We start from the raw sequence: 20,798 nt of genomic DNA on the forward strand, positions 1-20,798 counted from the left end.
ATGGTGGGCGTGATCGACGGCCGGTCCCGGCGGGATGAATCGTCCTCCACGGCGCCGGTCCGGGCGGACAGGCCGCCACGCCGCTTCCTCGACATCCCGGCCGGGCCGAGGATCGCCTACGTGGAAGCGGGGTCGGGGCCGGACCTGATCCTCGTCCACGGCGCAGTGATGACCCTGGACGACATGTGGCTCGGCCCGATGGAGGCGCTGTCGCGGCATTTCCGCGTGGTCGCCATCGACCGCCCCGGCCACGGCGAGAGCGAGCATATCCCCTTCAGCGATGCGTCGGTCTGGCGGCAGGCCGAGATCGTCCGTGAGGTCGCACGGGGCCTGGGGCTCCGGCGTCCGGTCCTCGTCGGCCATTCCTTCGGCGGGGCCGTCTGCCTCGCCTTCGGCATGGCCTATCCCGAGGAGGCGGCCGGCGTGGTCGCCATCTCACCCATCTGCTTTCCCGAGCCTCGCCTCGAGCAGGTCCTGTTCGGGCCGCGCGCCAGCCCGATGGGCGGGGACGCGCTGTCCAAGATGCTCGCCGGCAGCGACGCTCTCCTGATGCCGTTGCTGTGGCGGGCCATGTTCCTGCCGCAGCCGATGCCGGCGCGTTTCGCCGCCGAATTCCCCTTCGGCCTCGCGGGCCAGTCCCGGCGCTTGGTCGCCGATGGCGAGAACGCCAACATGCTGTGGAGCGACCTCTCCCGCAGCGCGCTCGGCTACGCCACCTGCCGCGTGCCCGTGGCCATCCTGTGCGGCAGCGCCGACATCGTCACCAACCCGCTGATGCACGGGCGCCAAGCCGCGCGCCTGATCCCGGACGCGACCTTCCGATGGCTGCATGGCCTCGGCCACATGCTGCACCATTTCGAGGTCGACGCGGTGGTGGAGGCGGCGCTGGACATCCAGCGCAGACGTGGAGACGAGGCGTGAACGGTGCCGCTGGGGAGCGTTGCCCGATCATCGGCCCCCAGCCGCGACCGTCTCCCGGTCGAGGGCGTCGAGGTACGGCGCGGCCGCTTTCTCCGCCGCCGCCTCGATGGCGCGGTAATCGCGGACCAGAACCGTCCCGAAGGCCGTGAGCCGCGCGCCGCCGCCGCTCCTGCCGCCGATCTGCGCTTCGACCACCGGTCGGCCGAAGCCGGTGTTCACCGCTTCGATCAGCGTCCAGGCGCGCCGGTAGGACATGCCGAGGGCCCGGCCCGCCGCGGAGATCGAACCGTGCTCGGCGACCATTTCGAGGAGGCGGATCTTGCCGGGTCCGAGGCGGTTCCCGGGGCCGAGATCGATCCGGATGCTCAACGTCGCCATCTCACCGCCCCTCGCCGGGCCACACCCTGGAATCGTTCCGGTGAGGATCGACGATAGGCCAGGCCGTCGGGCGATCAATCCTTGAGCGACCGGTATGTTCAGATGTATATAGCGGCATGCCGGGACTTTCGTCGATGACGAGGTCGGGCGAGGATGGGGCGGGGTGGCACCGGGCCGCCTCGGCCAGCAGATCGCGGAGAGACGAGCATGTTCACCTGCACCGGCTACGCATCCACCAGCGCGGAAGCGCCGCTCTCGCCCTTCACCTTCCAGCGTCGCGACCCGGGCCCCTCCGACATCGAGATCGAGATTCTGTATTGCGGGGTCTGCCACTCGGACCTGCACACCGCCCGCAACGAATGGGGCGGCACGCTCTACCCCTGCGTTCCCGGCCACGAGATCGTCGGCCGGGTGACGCGGGTCGGCGCGGAGGTCTCGGCCTTCAAGGCGGGCGACCTCGCCGGCGTCGGATGCATGGTCGCCTCCTGTCGCGAATGCGACAGCTGCAAAGAAGGGCTGGAGCAGTATTGCGTGCCCGGCTTCACCGGCACCTATAACGGCCCCGAGCCGCAGACCGGCGGACACACGTTCGGCGGCTATTCGAGCCATATCGTGGTCGACGGCCACTTCGTGCTGCGCATCCCCGAAAACCTGGATCTCGCCGCCGTCGCCCCCCTTCTCTGCGCGGGCATCACCACCTATTCGCCCCTGCGCCACTGGGGCGTGAAGGCCGGGCAGAAGGTCGGCGTGGTGGGGCTCGGCGGCCTTGGCCATATGGGCGTCAAGCTCGCCCACGCCATGGGCGCGCATGTGGTCCTGTTCACCACCTCGCCCGGCAAGGAGGCCGATGCCCGGCGGCTCGGCGCCTCCGAGGTGGTGATCTCGAAGGATCCCGACGCCATGGCGGCACAGGGCGAGACATTCGACTTCATCCTCGACACCGTGGCGGCCGACCACGACATCAACGCCTATCTCGGCCTGCTCAAGCGCGAGGGCACCCTCGTGCAGGTGGGCGCTCCGGAGAAGCCGCTCTCGGTCAACGTGTTCAGCGTGATCTGGCGGCGGCGCAACTTCGCCGGCTCGCTCATCGGCGGCATCGCCGAGACGCAGGAGATGCTCGATTTCTGCGCCGCGCATGGAATCACCTCCGACATCGAGATCATCCCCATCGACCAAATCGAGACGGCCTATGGCCGCATGCTCAAGAGCGACGTGAAATACCGCTTCGTCATCGACATGGCGTCCCTGCCCAAAGCCGCCTGACGATCCGTCCCTGCCTGTCTTCGGGAAGCTCCCCTTCATGCGCCACGCCTTCCGTGCCCTCGTGCTCGCCGGTCTCGTCGTTCTGGCGCCTGCCGCCAGGGCGGCCGAGACGGCCACGGTCTTCGCCGCCGCGAGCCTGAAGAACGCCCTCGACAATGCCGGCAAGGCCTTCACCGCCAGGAGCGGCGTCGAGGTGAAGGCGAGCTATGCCGCCTCCTCGGCCCTGGCGCGGCAGATCGAATCCGGTGCGCCGGCCGATCTGTTCGCCTCGGCCGATCTCGAATGGATGGATTATCTCGGCAAGAAGACCCTGATCCGCCCCGAGAGCCGGGTGAACCTGCTCGGCAACCGCATCGTCGTCATCGCGCCGAAGGATGCCGCGACCGCCGACGTGCCGTTCACCGCGGAGGGCTTCGCCGCCGCGCTCGGACCCGACGGTCGTCTCGCCACCGGAGAGGTCAATTCGGTGCCCATCGGCAAGTACGCGAAAGCCGCCTTCGAGACGCTCGGCCTGTGGGGAGGCCTGCAGCCGCGCCTCGCCCAGGCCGACAACGTGCGGGCCGCTCTGCTGCTGGTCTCGCGCGGGGAGGCGCCGCTGGGCGTGGTCTACGAGAGCGATGCCAAGTCCGATCCGGGGGTGAAGGTGGTGGGCGTGTTTCCGGCGGACAGCCATCCCCCGGTGGTGTACCCGTTCGCCGTCACGGCCGAGGCCAGGGGAGAGGGGGCCGCCAAGTTCCTCGACTTCCTGAAGAGCGCCGAGGCGAGGCCCTTCTTCGAGGCCCAAGGCTTCACCATCCTCGGCCCCAATTCCGCACGGTAAAAGGGAAACACCATGAAGATCAGCGCGCGCAACACCCTCAAGGGCAAGATCGTCGCCGTCGAGAAGGGCGCCACCACCGCCCATGTGAAGATCGAGATCGCCGACGGCACCGTCGTCACCGCCTCGATCACCAACGAGTCGGTGGATGCGCTCGGCCTCACCGTGGGCGGCGAGGCCTATGCCGTCGTCAAATCCTCCGACGTGATGATCGCCGTCGACTGAGCGATCCCATCCGCCTCATCCTGGCCGGCACCTTCGTTCCGCAGGGAGAGGCGGTCCCCGCAGGGGCGGGGGAGGGGAGGTGACGCCGTGGCCTTGAACTTCACCCAGATGGGACCGGCAACCTGGGTCACGCGGATCGATGGCATCCCCTTCTACCTGAGCGACGAGAGCGGCGCGGTGGACCGCGCCCAGGCCGATCTGGCGGCCAAGGTCGCCGCCTCGCTCCCGGCCGTGCGGGACGCGGCCTCGGCCTATCTCGACCTGTTCGTGGACAGGGAGAAAGCCTGCGCCCGCGCGGATGAACCGTGGTGGCTGGACGAGATCGAGTTCCGCGACCCTGCCGGTAAGGGCCGTGCCGCCTACGCGCTCCATTTCACCCTGGACGGTGACGATGGCGGGCTGTGGACGGTCGGGATGCGGGCCTTCGAGGACCAGCACCGCCCTTTCCAGTTCGAGCGACGGCAGGGGTGAGGGGCGGGCCTGTGAACCCCGACAGCCGCGCTTCGGCTAATCCTCGGCGGTCTTGGCCGCGTTCCGCCGGGCGATGAGCCATGTCCCGCCCTCGCCGAGGGCGATGGCCAGGAAGCCGCCGACCCAGAGCGGGACGAGATGCGGACCGAGGGTGTCGCGGAAGGCGAACAGGCCGACGAGGCCGATGGTCGTGGCCGTCGATCCCGCCAGGGTGAGGATCTTCAGCGCCAGCATGGCGATCAGGACGTTCATCGGGCCTCCGTTCGACGAGGATACGACGGGCGGCATCCATGGGCAGATGGACGACACGGCCCGCCCGACATTCCGAGGGGTGGGACTTCCCAAAGTGCAGGACCATGGCCCGTCCGCTCTGTCCAGGCCGGAGCGGCGCGCCGGCGTTAAAGAAGCACGAGGCTGAAACCGCGGAAGAGAGTCCCGGCCGGTGGCAGGTGGGCCAATGTGAGGGAAGGAACGGTCTCTTCCCCCTCTCGCCCCTGCCGCCGAAGACTTTGTGTCGATCGATCTCGAAAATCGAAATTCCATTTCGTTGACATGGGCGGCGCGTGTCTCATGATACGGATGTCATCTTGATTAGTCGCCAAGCGGCATAGTCGAGGGCCGGAACAGACTTCATCGTCGACGGAACTGTAGTTCCGATCATTCCGCTCGATGCCGGGATCACGCCGCTTCTGCGAAGCGGTGATCGATATCCCTTGGCCGATGCCCCGCCCCGTTCCCTTTTCCGGAGCCACCCCATGTCGAACCAGAACACGCCGAACTCGCCCCGGCCCGCCTCGCTTCACCCCGAGACGCTCGCCCTGCATGCGGGCTGGCGCGCCGATCCGACCACGGGCTCGGTGGCGGTGCCGATCCACCAGACCACCTCGTTCCAGTTCCGCGACACGGCCCATGCCGAGAACCTATTCGCCCTGAAGGAACTCGGCCACCTCTATACCCGCGTGACCAATCCCACCGTCGACGTGCTGGAGCAGCGCCTCGCCGCCCTCGAAGGCGGGGCGGCGGCCCTGGCCCTGGCCTCGGGTCAGGCGGCCTCCGCCCTGTCGGTGCAGAACCTCGCGCGGGTGGGCGACAACATCGTCGCCTCCACCGATCTCTATGGCGGCACCTGGAACCTCTTCGCCAACACGCTGGCCGAGCAGGGGATCGAGGTCCGCTTCGTCGATCCGGCCGACCCGGAGAATTTCCGCCGCGCTACCGACGACCGCACCCGCGCCTATTACGGCGAGACGCTGGCCAACCCGAAACTCGCGGTCTTCCCCATCGCGGAGGTGGCCGAGATCGGCCGGGGCTTCGGCATCCCGCTCATCGTCGACAATACGGCCGCGCCGCTCCTGGCGCGCCCGTTCGACCATGGCGCGGCCATCGTGGTCTATTCCACCACCAAGTATCTCGGCGGCCACGGCATCGCCATCGGCGGGGCGATCATCGATGGCGGGCGGTTCGACTGGGCGGCCAACCCCCAGCGCCAGCCCGCCCTCAACACCCCCGATCCGAGCTATCACGGTGCGGTCTGGACGGAGGCGGCCAAGCCCCTTGGGCCCATCGCCTACATCCTGCGTGGCCGGGTCCGGCTGCTGCGCGACCTCGGCCCGTCGGTCTCGCCGTTCAACGCCTTCCTAACCCTGCAGGGGCTGGAGACCCTGGCCCTGCGCATCGAACGCCACAGCCGCAACGCGCAGGCCGTGGTCGATTACCTCGCGGCCCGGCCGGAGATCGAGCGGGTCATCCATCCCTCGCACGCCACCGGCAAGGCGCGCGAGCGGGCGGAACGCTACCTCAAGGGCGGCTATGGCGGCCTCGTCGGGTTCGAGCTCGCCGCCGGGCGCGAGGCCGGCCGTCGCTTCATCGAGGCCCTGTCGCTGTTCTATCACGTGGCCAATATCGGCGATGCCCGCAGCCTCGCCATCCATCCGGCCACCACCACCCACGCGCAGCTCACGCCCGAGGACCAGCGCGCCACCGGCGTGTCCGACGGCTATGTCCGCCTCTCCGTCGGCCTCGAGCACATCGACGACATCCTGGCCGATCTCGACCAGGCCCTGGCCTCGGTCGGGTCCTTCGCGAAGGCCGCTTGACCGTGGCGGCCTCCCCGCTGGCTTCGTGGGCGGCACCGGAATCCTCTGCTCCCGCCGCCTCGATCCCCCGTCTCGACCTGCGCCGGCTGGATGCCGGGCCGGCCGAGCGGGAGGCCTTCCTGGCCGAACTGCGTGATGCCGCCCGCGATGTCGGCTTCTTCCACCTCGTCGGCCACGGCATTCCGGCGGCGGAGATCACGCAGGTCCAGGCCCTGGCCCGGCGCTTCTTCGCCCTGCCTCTTCCGGAGAAGCAGGCGGTGGCGATGGTGCGCTCACCGCATTTTCGCGGCTACACGGCGGCCGGACGCGAGATCACGCGGGGCGCGCCGGATTGGCGCGAGCAATTCGATGTCGGCGCCGAGCGCGAGGCCCTGGCGCAGACCGCTGCCTCGCCCCCCTGGAGCCGGCTGCAGGGGCCGAACCAATGGCCGGTCGGCCTGCCCGACCTCCGCGTCGGCCTGCTGCGCTGGCAGGCGGCGGTGACGCAGCTCGGCATCCGCCTGCTGCGCGCCTTCGCCCTCGCCTTGGGCCAGCCCGAGGACGTGTTCGCCCCGATCTACCAGGGCGCGCCGAACCAGCACATCAAGATCATCCGCTATCCCGGCCGCGAGGCCACGCAGGGAGAGCAGGGCGTCGGCGCCCACAAGGACAGCGGCTTCCTCACCCTCCTGGTCCAGGACGGGCAGAGCGGCCTCGAAGTCGATGGGCCTGACGGTTGGATCGCGGCCGAGCCGGTGGAGGGGAGCTTCGTCGTCAATATCGGCGAACTGCTCGAACTCGCCTCCAACGGCTACCTGCGGGCCACGATCCACCGGGTCGTCACCCCGCCGGCGGGGCGCGACCGTCTCTCCGTCGCGTTCTTCCTCGGCGCCCGCCACGACGCCACGGTGCCCCTCCTCGACCTGCCGGCCGACCTCGCTTCGGAGGCGCGCGGACCGGCGAGCGACCCCGACAACCCGCTCTTCCACGAGGTCGGCCGCAACTACCTCAAGGGGCGCCTGCGCTCCCATCCCGACGTGGCGGCGCGGTTCTACGGCGATCTCGCCGAAACGGCCCCCGCATGATCGGCGCTGCGTGGAAAGCCGTCTCCGATCTGCTTCGCGCGCCGCCGTCGCTTGGCGGGGTTTGCTTTGCCAGGCTTCGGCCCGGTGAGATCCGGCACGGGATCCCGGACGCTGCCCATCTCGGCGGGGTCGCCGCCATGTTCAGCCACGTCGTCTTCCGCACCGAGGTTTCCGAACCATGCTCGCCCCCTTCGCCGCCGAGCCCGACGCCTACCGAGAGGTCCGCACGGCCGACGACCGCTCTGCGGAGAGCTTCGACATAGGCACCCTCGCCCTTCTCCCGTCCCGCCGCTTCGCCATCCATGCAGGCCTGAGTGAGGCCGGCCCGCCCACGCCATCGCTGCGGATCGGGGAGGGGGACATCATGCGACGTGCCTTGTGGCCGATCCGCTCCCGCTCCCGCCGGATGCTGAAACGCAGGCTGCGGAGGGCGAGGGCGTTCCACCCGGCCCTGCTTCGCGAAAGAAATCGGCTCGCGGCCGATGCGTCTGCCGACGAAACGGCTTCTGATTAAATGCGTCCCGCTCAGAGCGCTTTTGATCGGATGCCTCAGCGGATGCTCATGCCAAAGTCGATCGTCTGCGAAATTCGATCATCCAAGCAGACCTCCTCATCCTGAGGCGCCCGCGTCAGCGGGCCTCGAAGGAGGCCTCCAGTTGTCGCGCGATCCCTGGAACCCTCCTTCGAGGCCGCTACGCGGCACCTCAGGATGAGGTAACGCCCTGGACAACAACTCAAACAAGCTCTCAGCCGGGCGCGCCCGCCGCCGGGATCGCCGCGATACCGGCCGAGGCGGCCCAGGCGGTGAGGTCGGATTTCCGGATCGCCGCCGCCATCAGGTCGGGGAACAGGTCCGGCGTGCAGGCGAAGGCGGGCACACCCAAGGCGGCGAGCCGGCCCGCCAGCGCCCGGTCGTAGGAGGGCGCGCCCTCGTCGGACAGGGCCAGCAGCGCCACCACCTGCACGCCCGACGCCACCATCCGCTGCGCGCGCGCCAGGAGCCCGGCCTCGACGCCGCCCTCGTAGAGGTCGGAAATCAGGACCAGGATCGTGTCCTCGGGCCGGGTGATGCGGGATTCGCAATAGCCCATCGCCCGGTTGATGTCGGTGCCGCCGCCGAGCTGGACCGAGAACAGCACCTCCACCGGGTCTTCCAACTCGTCGGAGAGGTCCACCACCTCGGTGTCGAACACGACGAGGCGGGTGGTCACCGCCGGGAGCGAGGCCATCACCGCGCCGAAAATGCTCGAATAGACGACTGAACTCGCCATCGAGCCGGATTGGTCGATGCACAGGATCACGTCCTTGAGGCTGGCGCGCTGGCGCCGGCCGTGGCCGAACCGGGTCTCGGGGATGATGGTGCGGTACTCGGCCTGATAATGGCGCAGGTTGGCCCGGATGGTCCGGTTCCAGTCGATCTCCGCATGGCGCGGGCGCCGGTTCACGCTGGCACGGTCGATGGCTCCGGTCACCGCCTGACGCAGGGGCTCTTCGAGCTTGCGCATCAAAGCGTCCACGACCTTGCGCACCACGAGGCGGGCGGTGTCCTTGGTCTTGCCGCCCAGCAGCCCGCGCATGGAGATGAGGGTCGAGACGAGGGCGACGTCGGGGACCACCGCCTCCAGCATCTCGGGTTCGGTGAGCATGCGCTTGAGGTCGAGGCGCTCGAAGGCGTCGCGCTGCATCACCTGCACCACCGAGGCCGGGAAATAATCGCGGATGTCGCCGAGCCAGCGGGGCACGGAGGGGGACGAGGCGCCGAGCCCGCCCTTCCGGTCGGAATCGTAGAGGGCGCCGAGCGCCCGGTCGATGCCGACATCGCGGCCCGACAGGCCGCAGCCGGTGCCGTCCGCCGCGCCCCCGCCGAGGACGAGGCGCCAGCGGCGCAGGCGCTCGGTGTCGCTCATGGCGTGTCCTCCGTCGTCTCGCTCTCCACAGGCGCCAGGAGGAGGCGCAGGATCGGCAGCACCCTGGCGGCGCGTTCGGCATGGAGGATGCGGCCCGATCCCTCTCCCTCGGAAACACCCGTCCCATGGCGGTTCAAAGCCTCGCCGATGGCGCGTCGCTCGCCCTGCGAGATCGTCGCGAAGGTGCGTCGCAGCAGGGGGAGCAATTCGGCAAAGAGCGTCCCGTCGAGGCCGGCGAGCCATTCGTCGATGACCGCGAGCAGGGTGCCGCCGTGGATCAAGGCCGTGCCGCTCTCCTCCAAAAACCCCTCGATCCAGGCGGCCGCCGCCATCGTGCCCGAGGCGCGGGACAGAGCGAGGCGAAGCCGGTCGCCGGCCTGTTCCGCATCGAGGGCCCGATCATCGAACAGCAGTCGCACGGCGCGTCCGACGACGCGGCCATGCACATGGCTCTGGTCGGCAAGGCCGCGAAGGGCCTCCCGCCAGACGGCCTTCAGGTCGGGCTCCTCCAGGAGGGAGATCGCGGCGTGGACGCCGACGATCCGCGCCTTGGCGGCACTCGCTGCGTCGTCGTCGAGGCTCTGGCAGGCCGCCGTCAGTCCTGCGGCGGCGCGCGGCACGAGCCCGCGCACCACGCCGAGCACCGGCTCCGTATCGGAGGAGCGCACCGAGCCGTAGCGCGCCAGTTCGGCGAGCGGTGGCAGCGCCTCCATCAGGTCGAACACGTCCGCCGAGACGGCGGCGCGGTCGTTGAGGGCGCGGATCACATCCTCCCCGGCTCCGGCGAGATCGGCGTCGAGGAGCGTGCCGATGAGGCCCGACAGTTCCGCGACGCGGGTCGCTTCGTGCGCCCGCCTGCGCACCCGGCTGGCGGCGGCCTCCGCCACCGTGCCGCCATCGGCGGAGGCGGCGACCAGATCCACCACCCATTCGGGCTGCCAGGACAGGAACCACGCCTCCTTGAAGGTGCCGCGCCCGCGTGCCTGCTGACGCCGGCCCCAGGGGATGCCGATGAGATGGAGCCGGTTGAGGAAATGGCTGCGGGCGAGGTCGTTCTCCTTGCGCAGGTCGAGGACGAGGTCGCCCGCGACCGCCTCCGGCTTGAGGCGCAGGCTCTTGCAGGTCGCGGCGAAATCAGCCTCCACCGGCGTGCCGGGACTGTCCGGCGGCGTCGCGCCCAGGCGCTCGCCGATGACGAGCTTGCGCCGGATCAGCGCCATCGGGGCCGGATCGGCAAAGCACAGGGTCGCCTGCGCGGCCTCGTGCAGGTCGTCGAGGGAGGGGCGCGCCCGCCCCCGGAACCCTGCCAGCGCCTCGGCGAGGCGGGCGGCCTCGATCACGGAGGCCGGCGAGGCGTCGAGGTCTTCCGCGCGGAGCAGGGCCGCCGCGCGGGCGAGCCAGCGGGCGGCGACGCGGCCCTCGTGGTTCCACAGCGTGTCGTACCATTCGGGCGAGAGCACCCCGGCCCGGTAGCCGCTGGCGGTGGCGAGGCGCTCGTAGGACCAGGGCGCCCAGGCTGCGGCGACCTTGGTCCGGGGCAGCCCTTTCAAAGTCGCCGCATCGAGGCCGACCTGTCCCTTGGCATCGTGGCGCGCCAGCGCCGGGGCGTGCCAGGCCCCGCAGATCACGGCGATGCGGGCGAAATCCTCACGCGCCGCCTTGCGGAGGCAGGTGCGCATATGCGCCTCGCGCGCCTCCTCGCGAAACGCCTCCCCATCGGTGTCCTGGCCGGGAGCGGTCTCCGCGCCCTCGCGCAGGGCCGTCATGGCCTCCTGGATCGCCGCGAACACGTCGCCGTCCTCGCCCGCGCGGCTCTCGACGAAGGCGTCCCACCAGCGCTCGCCGTCGGGAAAACCCGCGACCTCGGCCAGTTCGCCGAGGGGATCGCGCCGAACGGCGACGGAGGGCGCCTCGGCGGGCGCGGGCGTATCGAGCCCTGTCGGCGCCGTCTCGCCTTCGGGCGCCTCTCCCCTCGTTTCGAACCCGTCGGCGAGTTGGATCGCGTGCGGCAGGTCGATGAAGCGCAGGGTCGCCCCATGGTCGAGTCCATGCCGCATGGCCACCCATTCGGGCGAGAAGGCCGCGAAGGGGAAGAAGGCGCAGGTCTGCGGCCGGTCCGCCCGGTAGACGAGCAGGGCCACCGGCGGCGCCATCGCCGGGTCGGCGACGAGGGGGATCAGGGCGTCGGCATCCGGCGGCCCCTCGATGAGCAGGCAATCGGGCCGGAAGGCGTCGAGGGCCGCGCGCAGCGAGCGGGCCGATCCCGGCCCGTGATGGCGGATGCCGAAGATCCGAACCTCAGGCATCGCGGCCGGGGGTGGTGGGGCGAAGGCTCATGGCACGAACGGTCTCGTGGGTGGAATGATGAGGCAGCGAGGGACGGGCGCCGCCGAGTGAAGACGGGCCACGCCTCTCCCCGCTTGCGGGGAGAGGATCACAGGCACCTCGTCGTGCCTGTGATGAGCGGAGCGAGGGTGAGGGGGCGGCTCAGGATGAGGCACTTTCGGAATCGCCCCCTCACCCTCGGCTGCCGCCTCGCCGCGCCGACGACGGGGTCGTCGCGGCCCTCTCCCCGCGCGCGGGGAGAGGGATGCTCACCCCGCGTCTCGACGCGCGGGTCACGCGCTCTCGCGGGCGGCGCGGTAGAAGTCCTTCCACTCCGGCCGTTCCTTCACGACGGTTTCGAGATATTCGCGCCAGACGATGGCGTCCTGCACCGGATCCTTGATCACCGCGCCACTGATCCCGGAGACGAGGTCGTGGGCCGAGAGGTGGCCGTTGCCGAAATGGGCGGCCAGCGCCAGCCCGCTGCCGACGACGCTGATCGCCTCGGCCGTGGAGAGCGTGCCGGACGGCTGCTTGACCTTGCTCTTGCCGTCCGCGGTCACACCCTCCCGCAACTCGCGGAAGATGGTGACGACGCGGCGGATCTGGTCGGCGCCGGGCGGTTCGGCCGGGATCTCGAAGGCGCGCCCGAGGGCGGCCACGCGGGATTCGACGATGGCGATCTCGGCCTCGATCGTGGCCGGCGAGGGCAGCACCACGGTGTTGAAGCGGCGCTTCAACGCGCTCGATAATTCGTTGACGCCGCGATCCCGGTTGTTGGCGGTGGCGATGAGGTTGAAGCCCCGGGCGGCGGTGATCTCCTCGTTGAGTTCGGGGATCGGCAGGGTCTTCTCGGAAAGGATCGTGATGAAGCTGTCCTGCGTCTCGGAGGGGATGCGGGTCAGTTCCTCCACGCGGGCGATTCTGCCTTCCTCCATGGCGCGCACGATCGGGCTCGCCACCACGGCCTCGCGGCTCGGCCCCTTGGCCAGCAGCAGAGCGTAGTTCCAGCCGTAGCGTATGGATTCCTCGCTGGTGCCGGCGGTGCCCTGCACGATGAGGCGCGAGGTGCCGCAGATCGCGGCGGCCAGATGCTCGCTGACCCAGCTCTTGGCGGTGCCCGGCGTGCCGAGGAGGAGGAGCGCCCGGTCGGTGGCCAGCGTCGCCACCGCCACCTCCATCAGGCGCCGGTCGCCGATGTATTTCGGCGTGACCTCGAAACCGGAGTCGAGCCGCCCGCCCATGAGGTAGGTGACGACCGCCTGCGGCGAGAGCAGCCAGTTCGGCGGACGCGGCCTGTCATCGGCTCCGCGCAGCGCCTCCAGCTCCTCGGCGAAGGCATCCTCGGCGGCCCGGCGCAGCTGCGTCGTCTTGGTTCCGTTGGTCTGGCTCATGCCTCAGGCGAACTCCCGTCGGATGGTGGCGCGCAGCGCGAGGGTTTCGGCGAAATTCTCGATCTGCCGGCGCAGGTTGTCCTCGGCCTCGTCCGGCAGCCGGGCAAGGATGGCGGCGGCGGAGGCCGCATGGTCCTCGTCGGGCCAGGCCCGTTCGGCGAGGCGGGTGAGCAGGTAAGCGGAGGCGAGGTCCTTACGGTCGGATTGCGAGGTCCGCGTCACCGAGGCGAGCCAATCGAGGAGGGCCGCCGTGAAGGCCTCGGACAGGGAGGAGGGCGGCTGCCTCAGAAGGGTCAGGATCGTATCGATCTCCCCCTTGGCGAGCATCTGCGTCACCGTCGCCTCCCATTCCGCAGCGGGAAGCGACCGCACGGCGCTGGCCCAGGTCTCACGGAGGGCATCGCCCGGCTCGATGCCGGCGAGGCGCCCGGCGGCCGCCTCGCCCAGCACCGACACCATCGTCCGTACCCAGTCGAGGTCGCGCTCGCGGCGCGCGGCGGTGAGAAGGCCATCGACGATCTGGATCGGCCATTCGCTGCGCAGGGCCAGTTCGATCCAGAGCCTCGGCGGATGTTCGGCGAAGGCGTGGAGGGGAGCGGCGGCGATGACGCTCTCGAGCAGACCGGCCCTCGCGCCGCCGCGCCTCCGCTCGTAGGCGTTCGGCTCGATCCCGTCCCGGGCGAGCGTCGGCGATTCCTCCGGCAGCGTCACCACCAGAGTGTGTTTCGTCCCGCCGAGGAGCTTCTCGCTGCTCTCGACCATGAGGGCGGTTCGCGCCCTCGCCGCCATGCGGGAGGCGAGGAGCGAGTGGGTGAGGCGCGGCAACAGACTCCTCGCCGCCGCGCGCACGCCGCCCGCGCGGTCGTCCAGGCAGGTTTCGAGAAAGGGCGCATCCGCCTCCGACAGGCCGATCTCCAGGATGTGGACGAGGCGCTCACGCATGTCCGCCTTCTCGGCGCGGAACCCAGCCTCCAGTTCGGCGCGGGCTCCCGCCGGATCGCGCTGGCGGAAGTCGGCGAAGGCGGCGTGGCGTTCGGCGGGGCTCTCCTCCGCGCCGTCCGGGGCCGAAGTCGCCGCCTCGGCGCTTCGGGCGGAACAGGCCGCTTCCAGCCAGGCGAGCTCCTCGCCCGCGACCGCGTCGATGATCTCTTCCCACTCGCGCCGGTAGGGCGCGAGGGCCGGAAGCAGCCACGGCGGCGCGCGCATCCCTGCCGCAGCGGCGAGCTCACACCACTCCCTCAGGCGGCCCCGCGCCTCTGTGCCCCCGGCGAGGAGCAGCCCGAGCCGCGCCGCCGCTGCAGGCGGGCAGGGACGGCCCTTCGCCTCGTAGGGGGGCGCCGGCGTGAAGGCGTCGGGCGGAAAGCCGCTGCCGGCGAGATGGTGGATGCCCGCGACCGCGACCCGCGCCAGCAGGGCCATGCCCGGCTCCGCGCGCGGAAGCACGCCGGCGACCGTCTCGAGGTCGGCGGGGGCGGGAGAGCTGTCGGCCCCCAGCAGGACGGAGACGAGGGCCGACTCCCAATCGTCGGGAGCGGATGCGTCGAGGCTCATCAGGCCGCCCTCACCAGGATCGGCCGGGAATCCTGGGCGGGAACGGCGTAGAGGTGCCCTTCGGCCACCATGGCCAGGGGCGTGAGCGCGAACCCGTCATAGAGCCCGAAAAGATCGACAGGGCCGCCCGCCGCCACCGCCATCAGAGGGGGGAAATGTGCGGAATCGGCGAGGGTGAAACAGCCGGTGGCGTCACCCGCGCCCATGGCGCCATCCGCGAGATGTCCGAGGCGCAGGCCGGACAGCCTGACCGGCCAGCGGTCGATCCATGGCGCCCGCGCCAGGGCCTCGGCGAAACCGTCGAGGGCCTCGGCGACGCTCGTCGCGCCGGGCAGGGCGCCGGACTGCGCCGGTCCGGCGCGCCCCTCGCGAAACACGGCCCTGAGCGGCGGATCGCCGGGATGGAAGGCGAGCGCGCCCGAGAAATCCTGCCCCGCCGCCGGGACCGGCGGCAGCGGCGAGCCGGAGGTGCCGTAATCGACCACCTGGGCCATGGCGCCACTCGTGCGTCCGGCGAGCCAGACGGTGCGGGCGGTGAGCTTGTCCTCGTCCTCCACCGCATGGGCGAGGACGGCCCACTCGTCGACGAGACCCGGACGTGCCGCCATCTCCTCGGCGGTCACGGGATAGCCGATGGCCGCGCGGACGCCCGCTGCCTGTTCGGGCGCGAGCCGGTCCAGACGCCGGGCGGCCCGGGCCAGCAGGGACAGGCGGCCGAGGGCGAGGGCAAGGGTCGCCTCCGGACGTGCGGCAGAGCCGGGCGCGGCCGCGACGAGGCCCGGCATGGCCCGGACCCTGCGGGCGAGGCCCGGGGCCTGTCCATCGACGAGGCGTCCCGCCATGCGGTCCCAGAAGGCATAGGGCTCGCGCCGCACCGTCGCGAGGCCGCGCCGCATCAGGTCGCCGAGCCAGAGGTCGAGTTCGCCGAGGGCCGCCGAGACCTTGTCCTCGCGGGCCTGGCGGCGCTTGGCCTGCCCCTTCTCGTCGACGGGGGCGGAGGCTTGCTGGGACCGCGTTTCGGCCGAGACGGCGCGGCTCTCGCGGCCCCGGATCCAGGCGGCGACCCAATCCGGCGGTTCGGCCTCGGAGATCGGCGCGGCGGCATCCACCAGCATCAGGCCGATTGCGTGCTTGCAGGGAAATTTCCGGCTCGGGCAGGTGCATTTCGAGGCTGGACCGGAGAGATCGGCCACCGTGCGATAGGGGTTCGCTCCGCTTCCCTTGATCTCGCCCCAGACGACGTCGCCCGCACGCCCGAGCCCGCTCCACTTGGCCGCCTTTGCCTGATCCGGCCCGGCCTTGCGGCTCGACGCATCGGGAGCGAGGTCGAGGATTTGCGCGGAGGTGAGGCTCATGCGGCGATGGGACAGCGATTCCGAAGCGGGATGATTCGCCGAAGCCTAACCCGCCGAGGCGGCAATGCAAGCATAAATCGCCAGATCAAATATCTATTAAGAAAATTCTGAGAAATTATATCGAATAACAAGCCTGTACAAATTTCAGACAAGGCTAAAACGCCAGAAATCATAGATTCTCATGGACCATGAGCGTGGTCGAAATTTCGCTCATCCGCGATCGCCGGGCGCGCTGACATCGTTCGACCTCGACAGTTGCTCTCGTTATTCCTGCGGCACGCTCGCTCGATGGTCATCGGCACAACAGGGATGGCAGTTCGGCGCCTCCCACGAAACTCCCGCTGCGGCTTTCTCATCGACAAGAGCGCGGACTTCTGCCCGGAGATGCCCTCGCCCGAGGCTGCCTGTGCCGCGAAGGGACTCATGTCCAGGGCGCCCGGTCTCTCCGCCGGAGGGAGACCATTCCCCATGAGCCGCGACATATGAACCTATCGTCGGCCTTCGCGTTTACAGTCTTCGTGTCAGAGAGGGAGTTGGGATGCGCATCGAGGAATACCGCGAGCCCAGTTGGCCCAGGCCCCGTGCCACGGATCTGAACAGCGCATTGACCGAGACGACCCGGCGGCGTCTCGGCGAGGAATTGCAGGCCCTCTATGAGCCGGTCATCGACGAGCCGCTGGACCCGCGCCTTGCCGAACTCATGAAGCAGCTTGAGGCGGATCGGGACCGGTAGGGCCGGGTCTGATCGAAGGATCGCGGGCGATCCACTCGGCGTGGCGAGGGGCGGATCGTAAAGGCGAGCTGCTCGGTTATTGACTCGGAGCGGCCTTCGATCTCGGCGGGTCACTCCGCTGACTGATCCTACCGATCGACCGTCGATCGTATAGGGCCGGCTGAGGACATCACGAGGATGGGGACACGACGATCCCCGGCGTGGGTTCAATGAATGTCCAGACAGCCCATGTGGGACGGCGATGCCGGTCCGTCGCCCTGGAAATCAGGCGACTACAGTGATCGTCGAGTCATTGTAGAATGACTTTCGCCTTGTCTTGCCGGTGGTCCGCCTCGCATTCATTCCGCGCCGTCGGTCGCATCGCCCCACTCATGCGACACGATCTGCATAGCAGCCCGGCACGCGCGATGGGCGACGGGCGGAGCGAAGGGGAAGACGCCCTGCTCCAAGCGAGCCATCAGCACGCTATCAGGGCCATGCAGATGCGGGCCAAGAGGGCGGCACGTCTCGCTCAATACGGGCTGTCATAGCCCAAGGTTACGCGGCGCATTCCTCAGGCACCGCTACGGGCTCTGCCAGACCTCGGGCATAGAGCTTGGCGACGGCTGCCCAGAAGCTGACCCCGTCTTCGCCTGGAGACATCTGCAAGCGGAGGTCGATGGCCTCCCTCGCCGCCTGCGCCATGGCGGTCAACTCGTCTTCGGCGGCTTCAAGCAACGACGGCATCGCGGCATCCTCATGCTGTGTCGCACCATGTGCAACGTCGGCATTGAACGAAACGATCCATCGGCTGCGCGAAGCGCGTCCGGCGGCCTCACAATTTGCGCGACGACCCAGAGGGTCAGATCAGGCACACCATAAGATAGTACTTAATCGAGCCGCGCTTTTTCTATTCCTGGCGTCTCAGACCTCATTGTATCCCGGCCTTCGCAAAGGCATGTCTGCCAGCCATTGAGCTGAGCCTTGATTGTCGGATGGCAATCCGTGCTCACCTCTCAAACGAATGTCAGGGTAGGCGTCTAGTGTAAATCCAGCCATGATATGTTTTAGGTATTTGATTAAATTTTTGCATTGAAATCGCTCTGAAACAGGAGTTTATACTATGAGTTATGCAGGATTGGCAATTTTTGATGACGGCCGCATCAATGGCGTGATTTTTTTGAGCAATAACGCCGATCCGAACTCAAACAAAGACGCGCCTCTCAAGGTGGGCTTCGCCGGCGGGTTCCTGGGCCTGTCCTTAGGGGGAGCCCCTTCGGTAAAATATACGTATCTAAGTGGTGGCGCCCAAATGAATGTCGCCGATGGGGCCGGACCGTTAATTCTCGCCTATGACGACAGGACTGGCGATTCCGTTCTGCAGGGTGGTAAACTTGGTGACTTCCTATACGGCGGCTCGGGCAATGACGTCTTGAATGGCGGTGGCGGCGACGACACCTTGATAGGCAATCTGGGTACCAATATCATCCGAGGCGGTTCCGGAAACAATACCGCCAGTTATGTGGGATACAGCGGACCAAACGCTCCGGATACTTTGGGCGTTCAGGTTTTTCTTGACGAGCGCGAGGCCTACAACAGGGACGGCTTCGGATTTCATGACACGCTCATCGACATTCAGAATGTTGTCGGCACTCGTTTCCTCGATATCTTGGTCGGTGATGCGGGTGACAATATCCTGGAAGGACACGATGGCGCCGACGTTATCCGAGGTGGCGCAGGTAACGACACGTCGAGCTACGAGACGTCAGCCTTTTCTGTCGATGTGAACCTGACGACCAAGGTCAACGATGGTGGGGCGGCGTGGGGGGATATTCTCGAGAGCATCGAGAACGTTCGCGGAAGTGACTACGCGGATTCTCTGACGGGCGATGCAAAAGCCAATGTGCTCGAAGGCGGCGCGGAAGCCGACCAGCTTTTCGGCGCGGGTGGCAGCGACACGGCGAGCTACGAGCATTCTCTCTTCGGTGTGACCGTCAATCTGACGACGGGGGCCAACACCGGTGGCGACGCTGAAGGTGATATCCTGACCGATATCGAGAACCTTCGCGGCAGTCGATACGAAGACGTTCTGACAGGCGATGCGACGGCCAATGTGCTCGAAGGCGGCGCGAAAGCCGACCAGCTTTTCGGCGCGGGTGGCAGCGATACGGCGAGCTACGAGCATTCCCTCCTCGGTGTGACCGTCAATCTAGCGACGGGCTCCTACAGTGGCGGTGACGCGCAAGGCGATATCCTGACCAGTATCGAGAACCTTGCCGGCAGCCAGAACGCCGATACGCTGACGGGCGATGCGGCGGCCAACGTCCTTGCTGGCGGCGCGGGAAACGACCGGCTTTTCGGAGGTGAGGGCAACGATACCCTGCGCGGGGACGCTGGCTCCGACACGCTGGTCGGGGGAGACGGCGACGATAGGCTGGTGGTTATCGAGGCGCCGACGCTGGTCCAGGGGGATGCCGGCAACGACAAGCTCTTCCTTCAGGGGGCGGAAACCTTCACGTTCATCGACATGAACTTCAAGGAGGTCGAGGCGGTCTATGTGCGCGATTCGCTGACCCTCGATATGTCTGGTGTGAGCACGAAAGTCGCGATCACCGTACAGAATGCCGCAGCGACGCTCGCTACGGTGACGGGCACCAAGGGCAACGACACCATCACGGCCGGTGCGGGTGACACGGTCCTTGACGGTAGCACCGGGAGCGACAAACTCTCTGCCGGCGCAGGGGCTGATACCTTCACTTTCAAAGCGAACTTTGGACGCGACAATGTCTATGGCTTCGAGTCAGGTGCAGACCATTTTGACGTGTCCGCCCTCGGCAACAGCTTCAATGACATCAACATCAGCGGACTGAATGGCGGAGCGAATACGCTCATCACATTCGAGGGCGCTGGGTCAGGCAACAAGATCATCCTTCATGATGTTGCCGCTTCGTCGCTGGATGCGAGCGATTTCGGGTTTCTCCTCACCTAAGTTCAGTTCCCATCCCCTAGCCCGAGACCGGCCGGATCACTCCGTGCCGGGCTTTTTTCTGGCGTGATGCCGGCCGCTGTGCGGCACGTCCCAACGGGCGCGCTCGGAGTCTCACCGGGGATCCGTCGAAGGTACCTGTGGACCTCGCCCGCCAGCGCCGGTGTTCGTCGTCGCGACGGTGAGCGGCGCAATCAGGCAGGTAGGGGCGCCGCAGAAACCACAGAATGACGGGGCGGCGTCCCCACTTCCGTAAACCGGTGCGGGCGAGAAGGCCCAACGATCTCAATGCGGAAATGGCATAAAAGGAAATGGTGCCCAGGGACGGAGTCGAACCGCCGACACTGCGATTTTCAGTCGCATGCTCTACCAACTGAGCTACCTGGGCCTCCGCCGAAGCGCTTGGCGCCGTCGACTGGAGCGGGGGTATAGTGAGGTCGTGTGGCCCTGTCCAGCCTCCTTCTCATGCATCCTGCAATCGGATCGATTCAGGATGAGTGCGGCGGGGCCTCGTCCTCGGTTTCGTCATCGTCGGTGGGGATCGCATAGCGGTCGGTGAGCCAGCGGCCGAGGTCGATATCGGCGCAGCGGGTCGAGCAGAAGGGCTGGAACCCCGCCTGCGCGGGCTTGGCGCAGACCGGGCATGGCTCCGGCTTGCGCTTGGGGGGAACGGTCCCGCTCATGCCATCGCCCCCCAGGCCTGCCGCACGGGAAAGCCCTCGCCGTCGAGGAGGCTGATCGTCTCGTAGAGCGGCAGGCCGACCACGGCGCTATACGAGCCGACGAGCTTGACCACGAAGGAACCGGCAAGGCCCTGGATGGCGTACCCGCCGGCCTTGCCCCGCCACTCGTCCGAGGCGATGTAGCCTTCGATGTCGCGGCCGGAGAGGCGCTTGAACCGCACCCGCGTCTCTACCACGCGCTCGCGGCGGTTGCCCTTGGGGGAGAGCACGCACACGGCCGTATAGACGCGATGCTGGCGCCCGGAGAGCAGGCGCAGGCAATCCGTGGCCTCGTCGGCCAGTTCCGCCTTCGGCAGGACGCGCCGGCCCACGGCCACCACCGTATCGGCCGAGACGATGTAGCTGTCGCGCATGTCGTCGCGACGTCGGGCGGCGTCCCCCGCCACGTCGAGCTTGGTCCGGGCGAGGCGACGGGCGAGTTCGCGCGGTGCTTCGGACCTGTTGGGGGTTTCGTCGATATCGGCGGGCAGCAGGGCGTCGGGTTCGAGGCCCGCCTGCTGCAGCAGCGCCAGCCGGCGCGGCGAGGCCGAGGCGAGAACGAGACGAGGGCCGAGGCGGGGCGACCCGCCGGAGGCGTCGTTCATCGTGGC

General features: G+C 68.5%; 19 protein-coding genes and 1 tRNA gene. 9 read left to right on the forward strand and 11 right to left on the reverse strand.

Features of this window, described 5'->3' with window-relative positions; translation table 11 throughout:
• Positions 1-921, forward strand: coding sequence for an alpha/beta fold hydrolase (locus tag ASF34_RS09735; RefSeq protein WP_056160766.1), 921 nt, complete (start codon positions 1-3; stop codon positions 919-921).
• A gap of 27 nt (positions 922-948) precedes the next feature.
• Here ASF34_RS09735 and ASF34_RS09740 read toward each other — a convergent pair whose 3' ends face one another.
• A complete protein-coding gene (locus ASF34_RS09740) occupies positions 949-1,299 on the reverse strand; it encodes a winged helix-turn-helix domain-containing protein (protein WP_018041717.1) in 351 nt (116 codons plus the stop codon).
• 207 nt (positions 1,300-1,506) lie between these two features.
• Here ASF34_RS09740 and ASF34_RS09745 point away from each other — a divergent pair, with 207 nt between their 5' ends.
• The 4 genes from ASF34_RS09745 (at position 1,507) to ASF34_RS09760 (ending at position 4,075) form a co-directional block, all read left to right on the forward strand.
• Positions 1,507-2,562, forward strand: coding sequence for an NAD(P)-dependent alcohol dehydrogenase (locus ASF34_RS09745; RefSeq protein ID WP_018041718.1), 1,056 nt, complete (start codon positions 1,507-1,509; stop codon positions 2,560-2,562).
• Between the two features lie 37 nt (positions 2,563-2,599).
• Positions 2,600-3,382 (forward strand): molybdate ABC transporter substrate-binding protein, encoded by a 783-nt coding sequence (modA, locus tag ASF34_RS09750; RefSeq protein ID WP_056160768.1) that lies wholly within the window; start codon positions 2,600-2,602, stop codon positions 3,380-3,382.
• A gap of 12 nt (positions 3,383-3,394) precedes the next feature.
• A complete protein-coding gene (locus ASF34_RS09755; RefSeq protein ID WP_018041720.1) occupies positions 3,395-3,604 on the forward strand; it encodes a TOBE domain-containing protein in 210 nt (69 codons plus the stop codon).
• Positions 3,605-3,691: 87 nt separating this feature from the next.
• A complete protein-coding gene (locus ASF34_RS09760; RefSeq protein ID WP_082494127.1) occupies positions 3,692-4,075 on the forward strand; it encodes a hypothetical protein in 384 nt (127 codons plus the stop codon).
• 36 nt (positions 4,076-4,111) lie between these two features.
• Here the strand turns inward: ASF34_RS09760 and ASF34_RS09765 are convergent, their stop codons facing one another.
• Positions 4,112-4,327 (reverse strand): hypothetical protein, encoded by a 216-nt coding sequence (locus ASF34_RS09765; protein WP_018041722.1) that lies wholly within the window; start codon positions 4,325-4,327, stop codon positions 4,112-4,114.
• A 503-nt stretch (positions 4,328-4,830) separates the two neighbouring features.
• On the opposite strand from ASF34_RS09765, the gene ASF34_RS09770 reads away from it, so the two are divergent.
• Together ASF34_RS09770 and ASF34_RS09775 are read left to right on the forward strand one after the other, a co-directional pair.
• On the forward strand, positions 4,831-6,171 hold the full coding sequence (locus tag ASF34_RS09770) for an O-acetylhomoserine aminocarboxypropyltransferase/cysteine synthase family protein (RefSeq protein WP_056160773.1): 1,341 nt from the start codon (positions 4,831-4,833) through the stop codon (positions 6,169-6,171).
• Between the two features lie 2 nt (positions 6,172-6,173).
• On the forward strand, positions 6,174-7,235 hold the full coding sequence (locus ASF34_RS09775) for an isopenicillin N synthase family dioxygenase (RefSeq protein WP_056161161.1): 1,062 nt from the start codon (positions 6,174-6,176) through the stop codon (positions 7,233-7,235).
• Positions 7,236-7,981: 746 nt separating this feature from the next.
• On the opposite strand, the gene ASF34_RS09785 is transcribed toward ASF34_RS09775, so the two are convergent.
• The 5 genes from ASF34_RS09785 to ASF34_RS09805 all read right to left on the reverse strand — a co-directional run bounded on the left by ASF34_RS09785 (position 7,982) and on the right by ASF34_RS09805 (position 15,767).
• Entirely contained in the window at positions 7,982-9,142 is a 1,161-nt protein-coding gene (locus ASF34_RS09785; protein ID WP_018041727.1) for a VWA domain-containing protein, read from the reverse strand.
• Complete coding sequence (locus ASF34_RS09790) at positions 9,139-11,448, reverse strand: DUF5682 family protein (protein ID WP_056160778.1); 2,310 nt, start codon at positions 11,446-11,448, stop codon at positions 9,139-9,141. Before ASF34_RS09790 ends, ASF34_RS09785 begins: the two co-directional genes overlap by 4 nt.
• Before the next feature lie 312 nt (positions 11,449-11,760).
• Positions 11,761-12,861, reverse strand: a complete 1,101-nt coding sequence (locus tag ASF34_RS09795) for an ATP-binding protein (RefSeq protein ID WP_056160781.1) — start codon at positions 12,859-12,861, stop codon at positions 11,761-11,763.
• A gap of 3 nt (positions 12,862-12,864) precedes the next feature.
• Positions 12,865-14,412, reverse strand: coding sequence for a DUF5691 domain-containing protein (locus ASF34_RS09800; RefSeq protein WP_056160784.1), 1,548 nt, complete (start codon positions 14,410-14,412; stop codon positions 12,865-12,867).
• The gene (locus ASF34_RS09805) at positions 14,412-15,767 is read right to left on the reverse strand and encodes an SWIM zinc finger family protein (RefSeq protein ID WP_056160786.1); all 1,356 of its coding nucleotides are present in this window, start codon (positions 15,765-15,767) and stop codon (positions 14,412-14,414) included. Before ASF34_RS09805 ends, ASF34_RS09800 begins: the two co-directional genes overlap by 1 nt.
• Before the next feature lie 604 nt (positions 15,768-16,371).
• Here ASF34_RS09805 and ASF34_RS23620 point away from each other — a divergent pair.
• Positions 16,372-16,500 (forward strand): hypothetical protein, encoded by a 129-nt coding sequence (locus tag ASF34_RS23620; protein ID WP_274533751.1) that lies wholly within the window; start codon positions 16,372-16,374, stop codon positions 16,498-16,500.
• Positions 16,501-17,037: 537 nt separating this feature from the next.
• Here ASF34_RS23620 and ASF34_RS09815 read toward each other — a convergent pair.
• The gene (locus tag ASF34_RS09815) at positions 17,038-17,226 is read right to left on the reverse strand and encodes a hypothetical protein (protein WP_018041734.1); all 189 of its coding nucleotides are present in this window, start codon (positions 17,224-17,226) and stop codon (positions 17,038-17,040) included.
• Between the two features lie 376 nt (positions 17,227-17,602).
• On the opposite strand from ASF34_RS09815, the gene ASF34_RS22210 reads away from it, so the two are divergent.
• On the forward strand, positions 17,603-19,468 hold the full coding sequence (locus ASF34_RS22210) for a calcium-binding protein (RefSeq protein ID WP_082494128.1): 1,866 nt from the start codon (positions 17,603-17,605) through the stop codon (positions 19,466-19,468).
• 309 nt (positions 19,469-19,777) lie between these two features.
• Here ASF34_RS22210 and ASF34_RS09830 read toward each other — a convergent pair.
• The 3 genes from ASF34_RS09830 to ASF34_RS09840 form a co-directional block, all read right to left on the reverse strand.
• Positions 19,778-19,853, reverse strand: a tRNA-Phe gene (locus tag ASF34_RS09830).
• 100 nt (positions 19,854-19,953) lie between these two features.
• A complete protein-coding gene (gene yacG, locus ASF34_RS09835) occupies positions 19,954-20,148 on the reverse strand; it encodes a DNA gyrase inhibitor YacG (RefSeq protein WP_056160793.1) in 195 nt (64 codons plus the stop codon).
• Positions 20,145-20,792 (reverse strand): Maf-like protein, encoded by a 648-nt coding sequence (locus ASF34_RS09840; protein ID WP_026175579.1) that lies wholly within the window; start codon positions 20,790-20,792, stop codon positions 20,145-20,147. Before ASF34_RS09840 ends, yacG begins: the two co-directional genes overlap by 4 nt.
• Positions 20,793-20,798: the final 6 nt, after the last annotated feature.

Source organism: Methylobacterium sp. Leaf106 (assembly GCF_001422895.1).
Taxonomy (GTDB): Bacteria; Pseudomonadota; Alphaproteobacteria; order Rhizobiales; family Beijerinckiaceae; genus Methylobacterium; species Methylobacterium bullatum.

Bases quoted from the DNA above. Each gene is read 5' to 3' on its own strand.
- ASF34_RS09840 (WP_026175579.1), bottom strand. From the start codon at position 20,792: ATGAACGACGCCTCCGGCGGGTCGCCCCGCCTCGGCCCTCGTCTCGTT.
- yacG (WP_056160793.1), bottom strand. From the start codon at position 20,148: ATGAGCGGGACCGTTCCCCCCAAGCGCAAGCCGGAGCCATGCCCGGTC.
- ASF34_RS22210 (WP_082494128.1), top strand. From the start codon at position 17,603: ATGAGTTATGCAGGATTGGCAATTTTTGATGACGGCCGCATCAATGGC.
- ASF34_RS09755 (WP_018041720.1), top strand. From the start codon at position 3,395: ATGAAGATCAGCGCGCGCAACACCCTCAAGGGCAAGATCGTCGCCGTC.
- ASF34_RS09800 (WP_056160784.1), bottom strand. From the start codon at position 14,412: ATGAGCCTCGACGCATCCGCTCCCGACGATTGGGAGTCGGCCCTCGTC.
- ASF34_RS09740 (WP_018041717.1), bottom strand. From the start codon at position 1,299: ATGGCGACGTTGAGCATCCGGATCGATCTCGGCCCCGGGAACCGCCTC.
- ASF34_RS09815 (WP_018041734.1), bottom strand. From the start codon at position 17,226: ATGCCGTCGTTGCTTGAAGCCGCCGAAGACGAGTTGACCGCCATGGCG.
- modA (WP_056160768.1), top strand. From the start codon at position 2,600: ATGCGCCACGCCTTCCGTGCCCTCGTGCTCGCCGGTCTCGTCGTTCTG.
- ASF34_RS09805 (WP_056160786.1), bottom strand. From the start codon at position 15,767: ATGAGCCTCACCTCCGCGCAAATCCTCGACCTCGCTCCCGATGCGTCG.
- ASF34_RS09745 (WP_018041718.1), top strand. From the start codon at position 1,507: ATGTTCACCTGCACCGGCTACGCATCCACCAGCGCGGAAGCGCCGCTC.
- ASF34_RS09735 (WP_056160766.1), top strand. From the start codon at position 1: ATGGTGGGCGTGATCGACGGCCGGTCCCGGCGGGATGAATCGTCCTCC.
- ASF34_RS09765 (WP_018041722.1), bottom strand. From the start codon at position 4,327: ATGAACGTCCTGATCGCCATGCTGGCGCTGAAGATCCTCACCCTGGCG.
- ASF34_RS09795 (WP_056160781.1), bottom strand. From the start codon at position 12,861: ATGAGCCAGACCAACGGAACCAAGACGACGCAGCTGCGCCGGGCCGCC.
- ASF34_RS09785 (WP_018041727.1), bottom strand. From the start codon at position 9,142: ATGAGCGACACCGAGCGCCTGCGCCGCTGGCGCCTCGTCCTCGGCGGG.
- ASF34_RS09770 (WP_056160773.1), top strand. From the start codon at position 4,831: ATGTCGAACCAGAACACGCCGAACTCGCCCCGGCCCGCCTCGCTTCAC.
- ASF34_RS09790 (WP_056160778.1), bottom strand. From the start codon at position 11,448: ATGCCTGAGGTTCGGATCTTCGGCATCCGCCATCACGGGCCGGGATCG.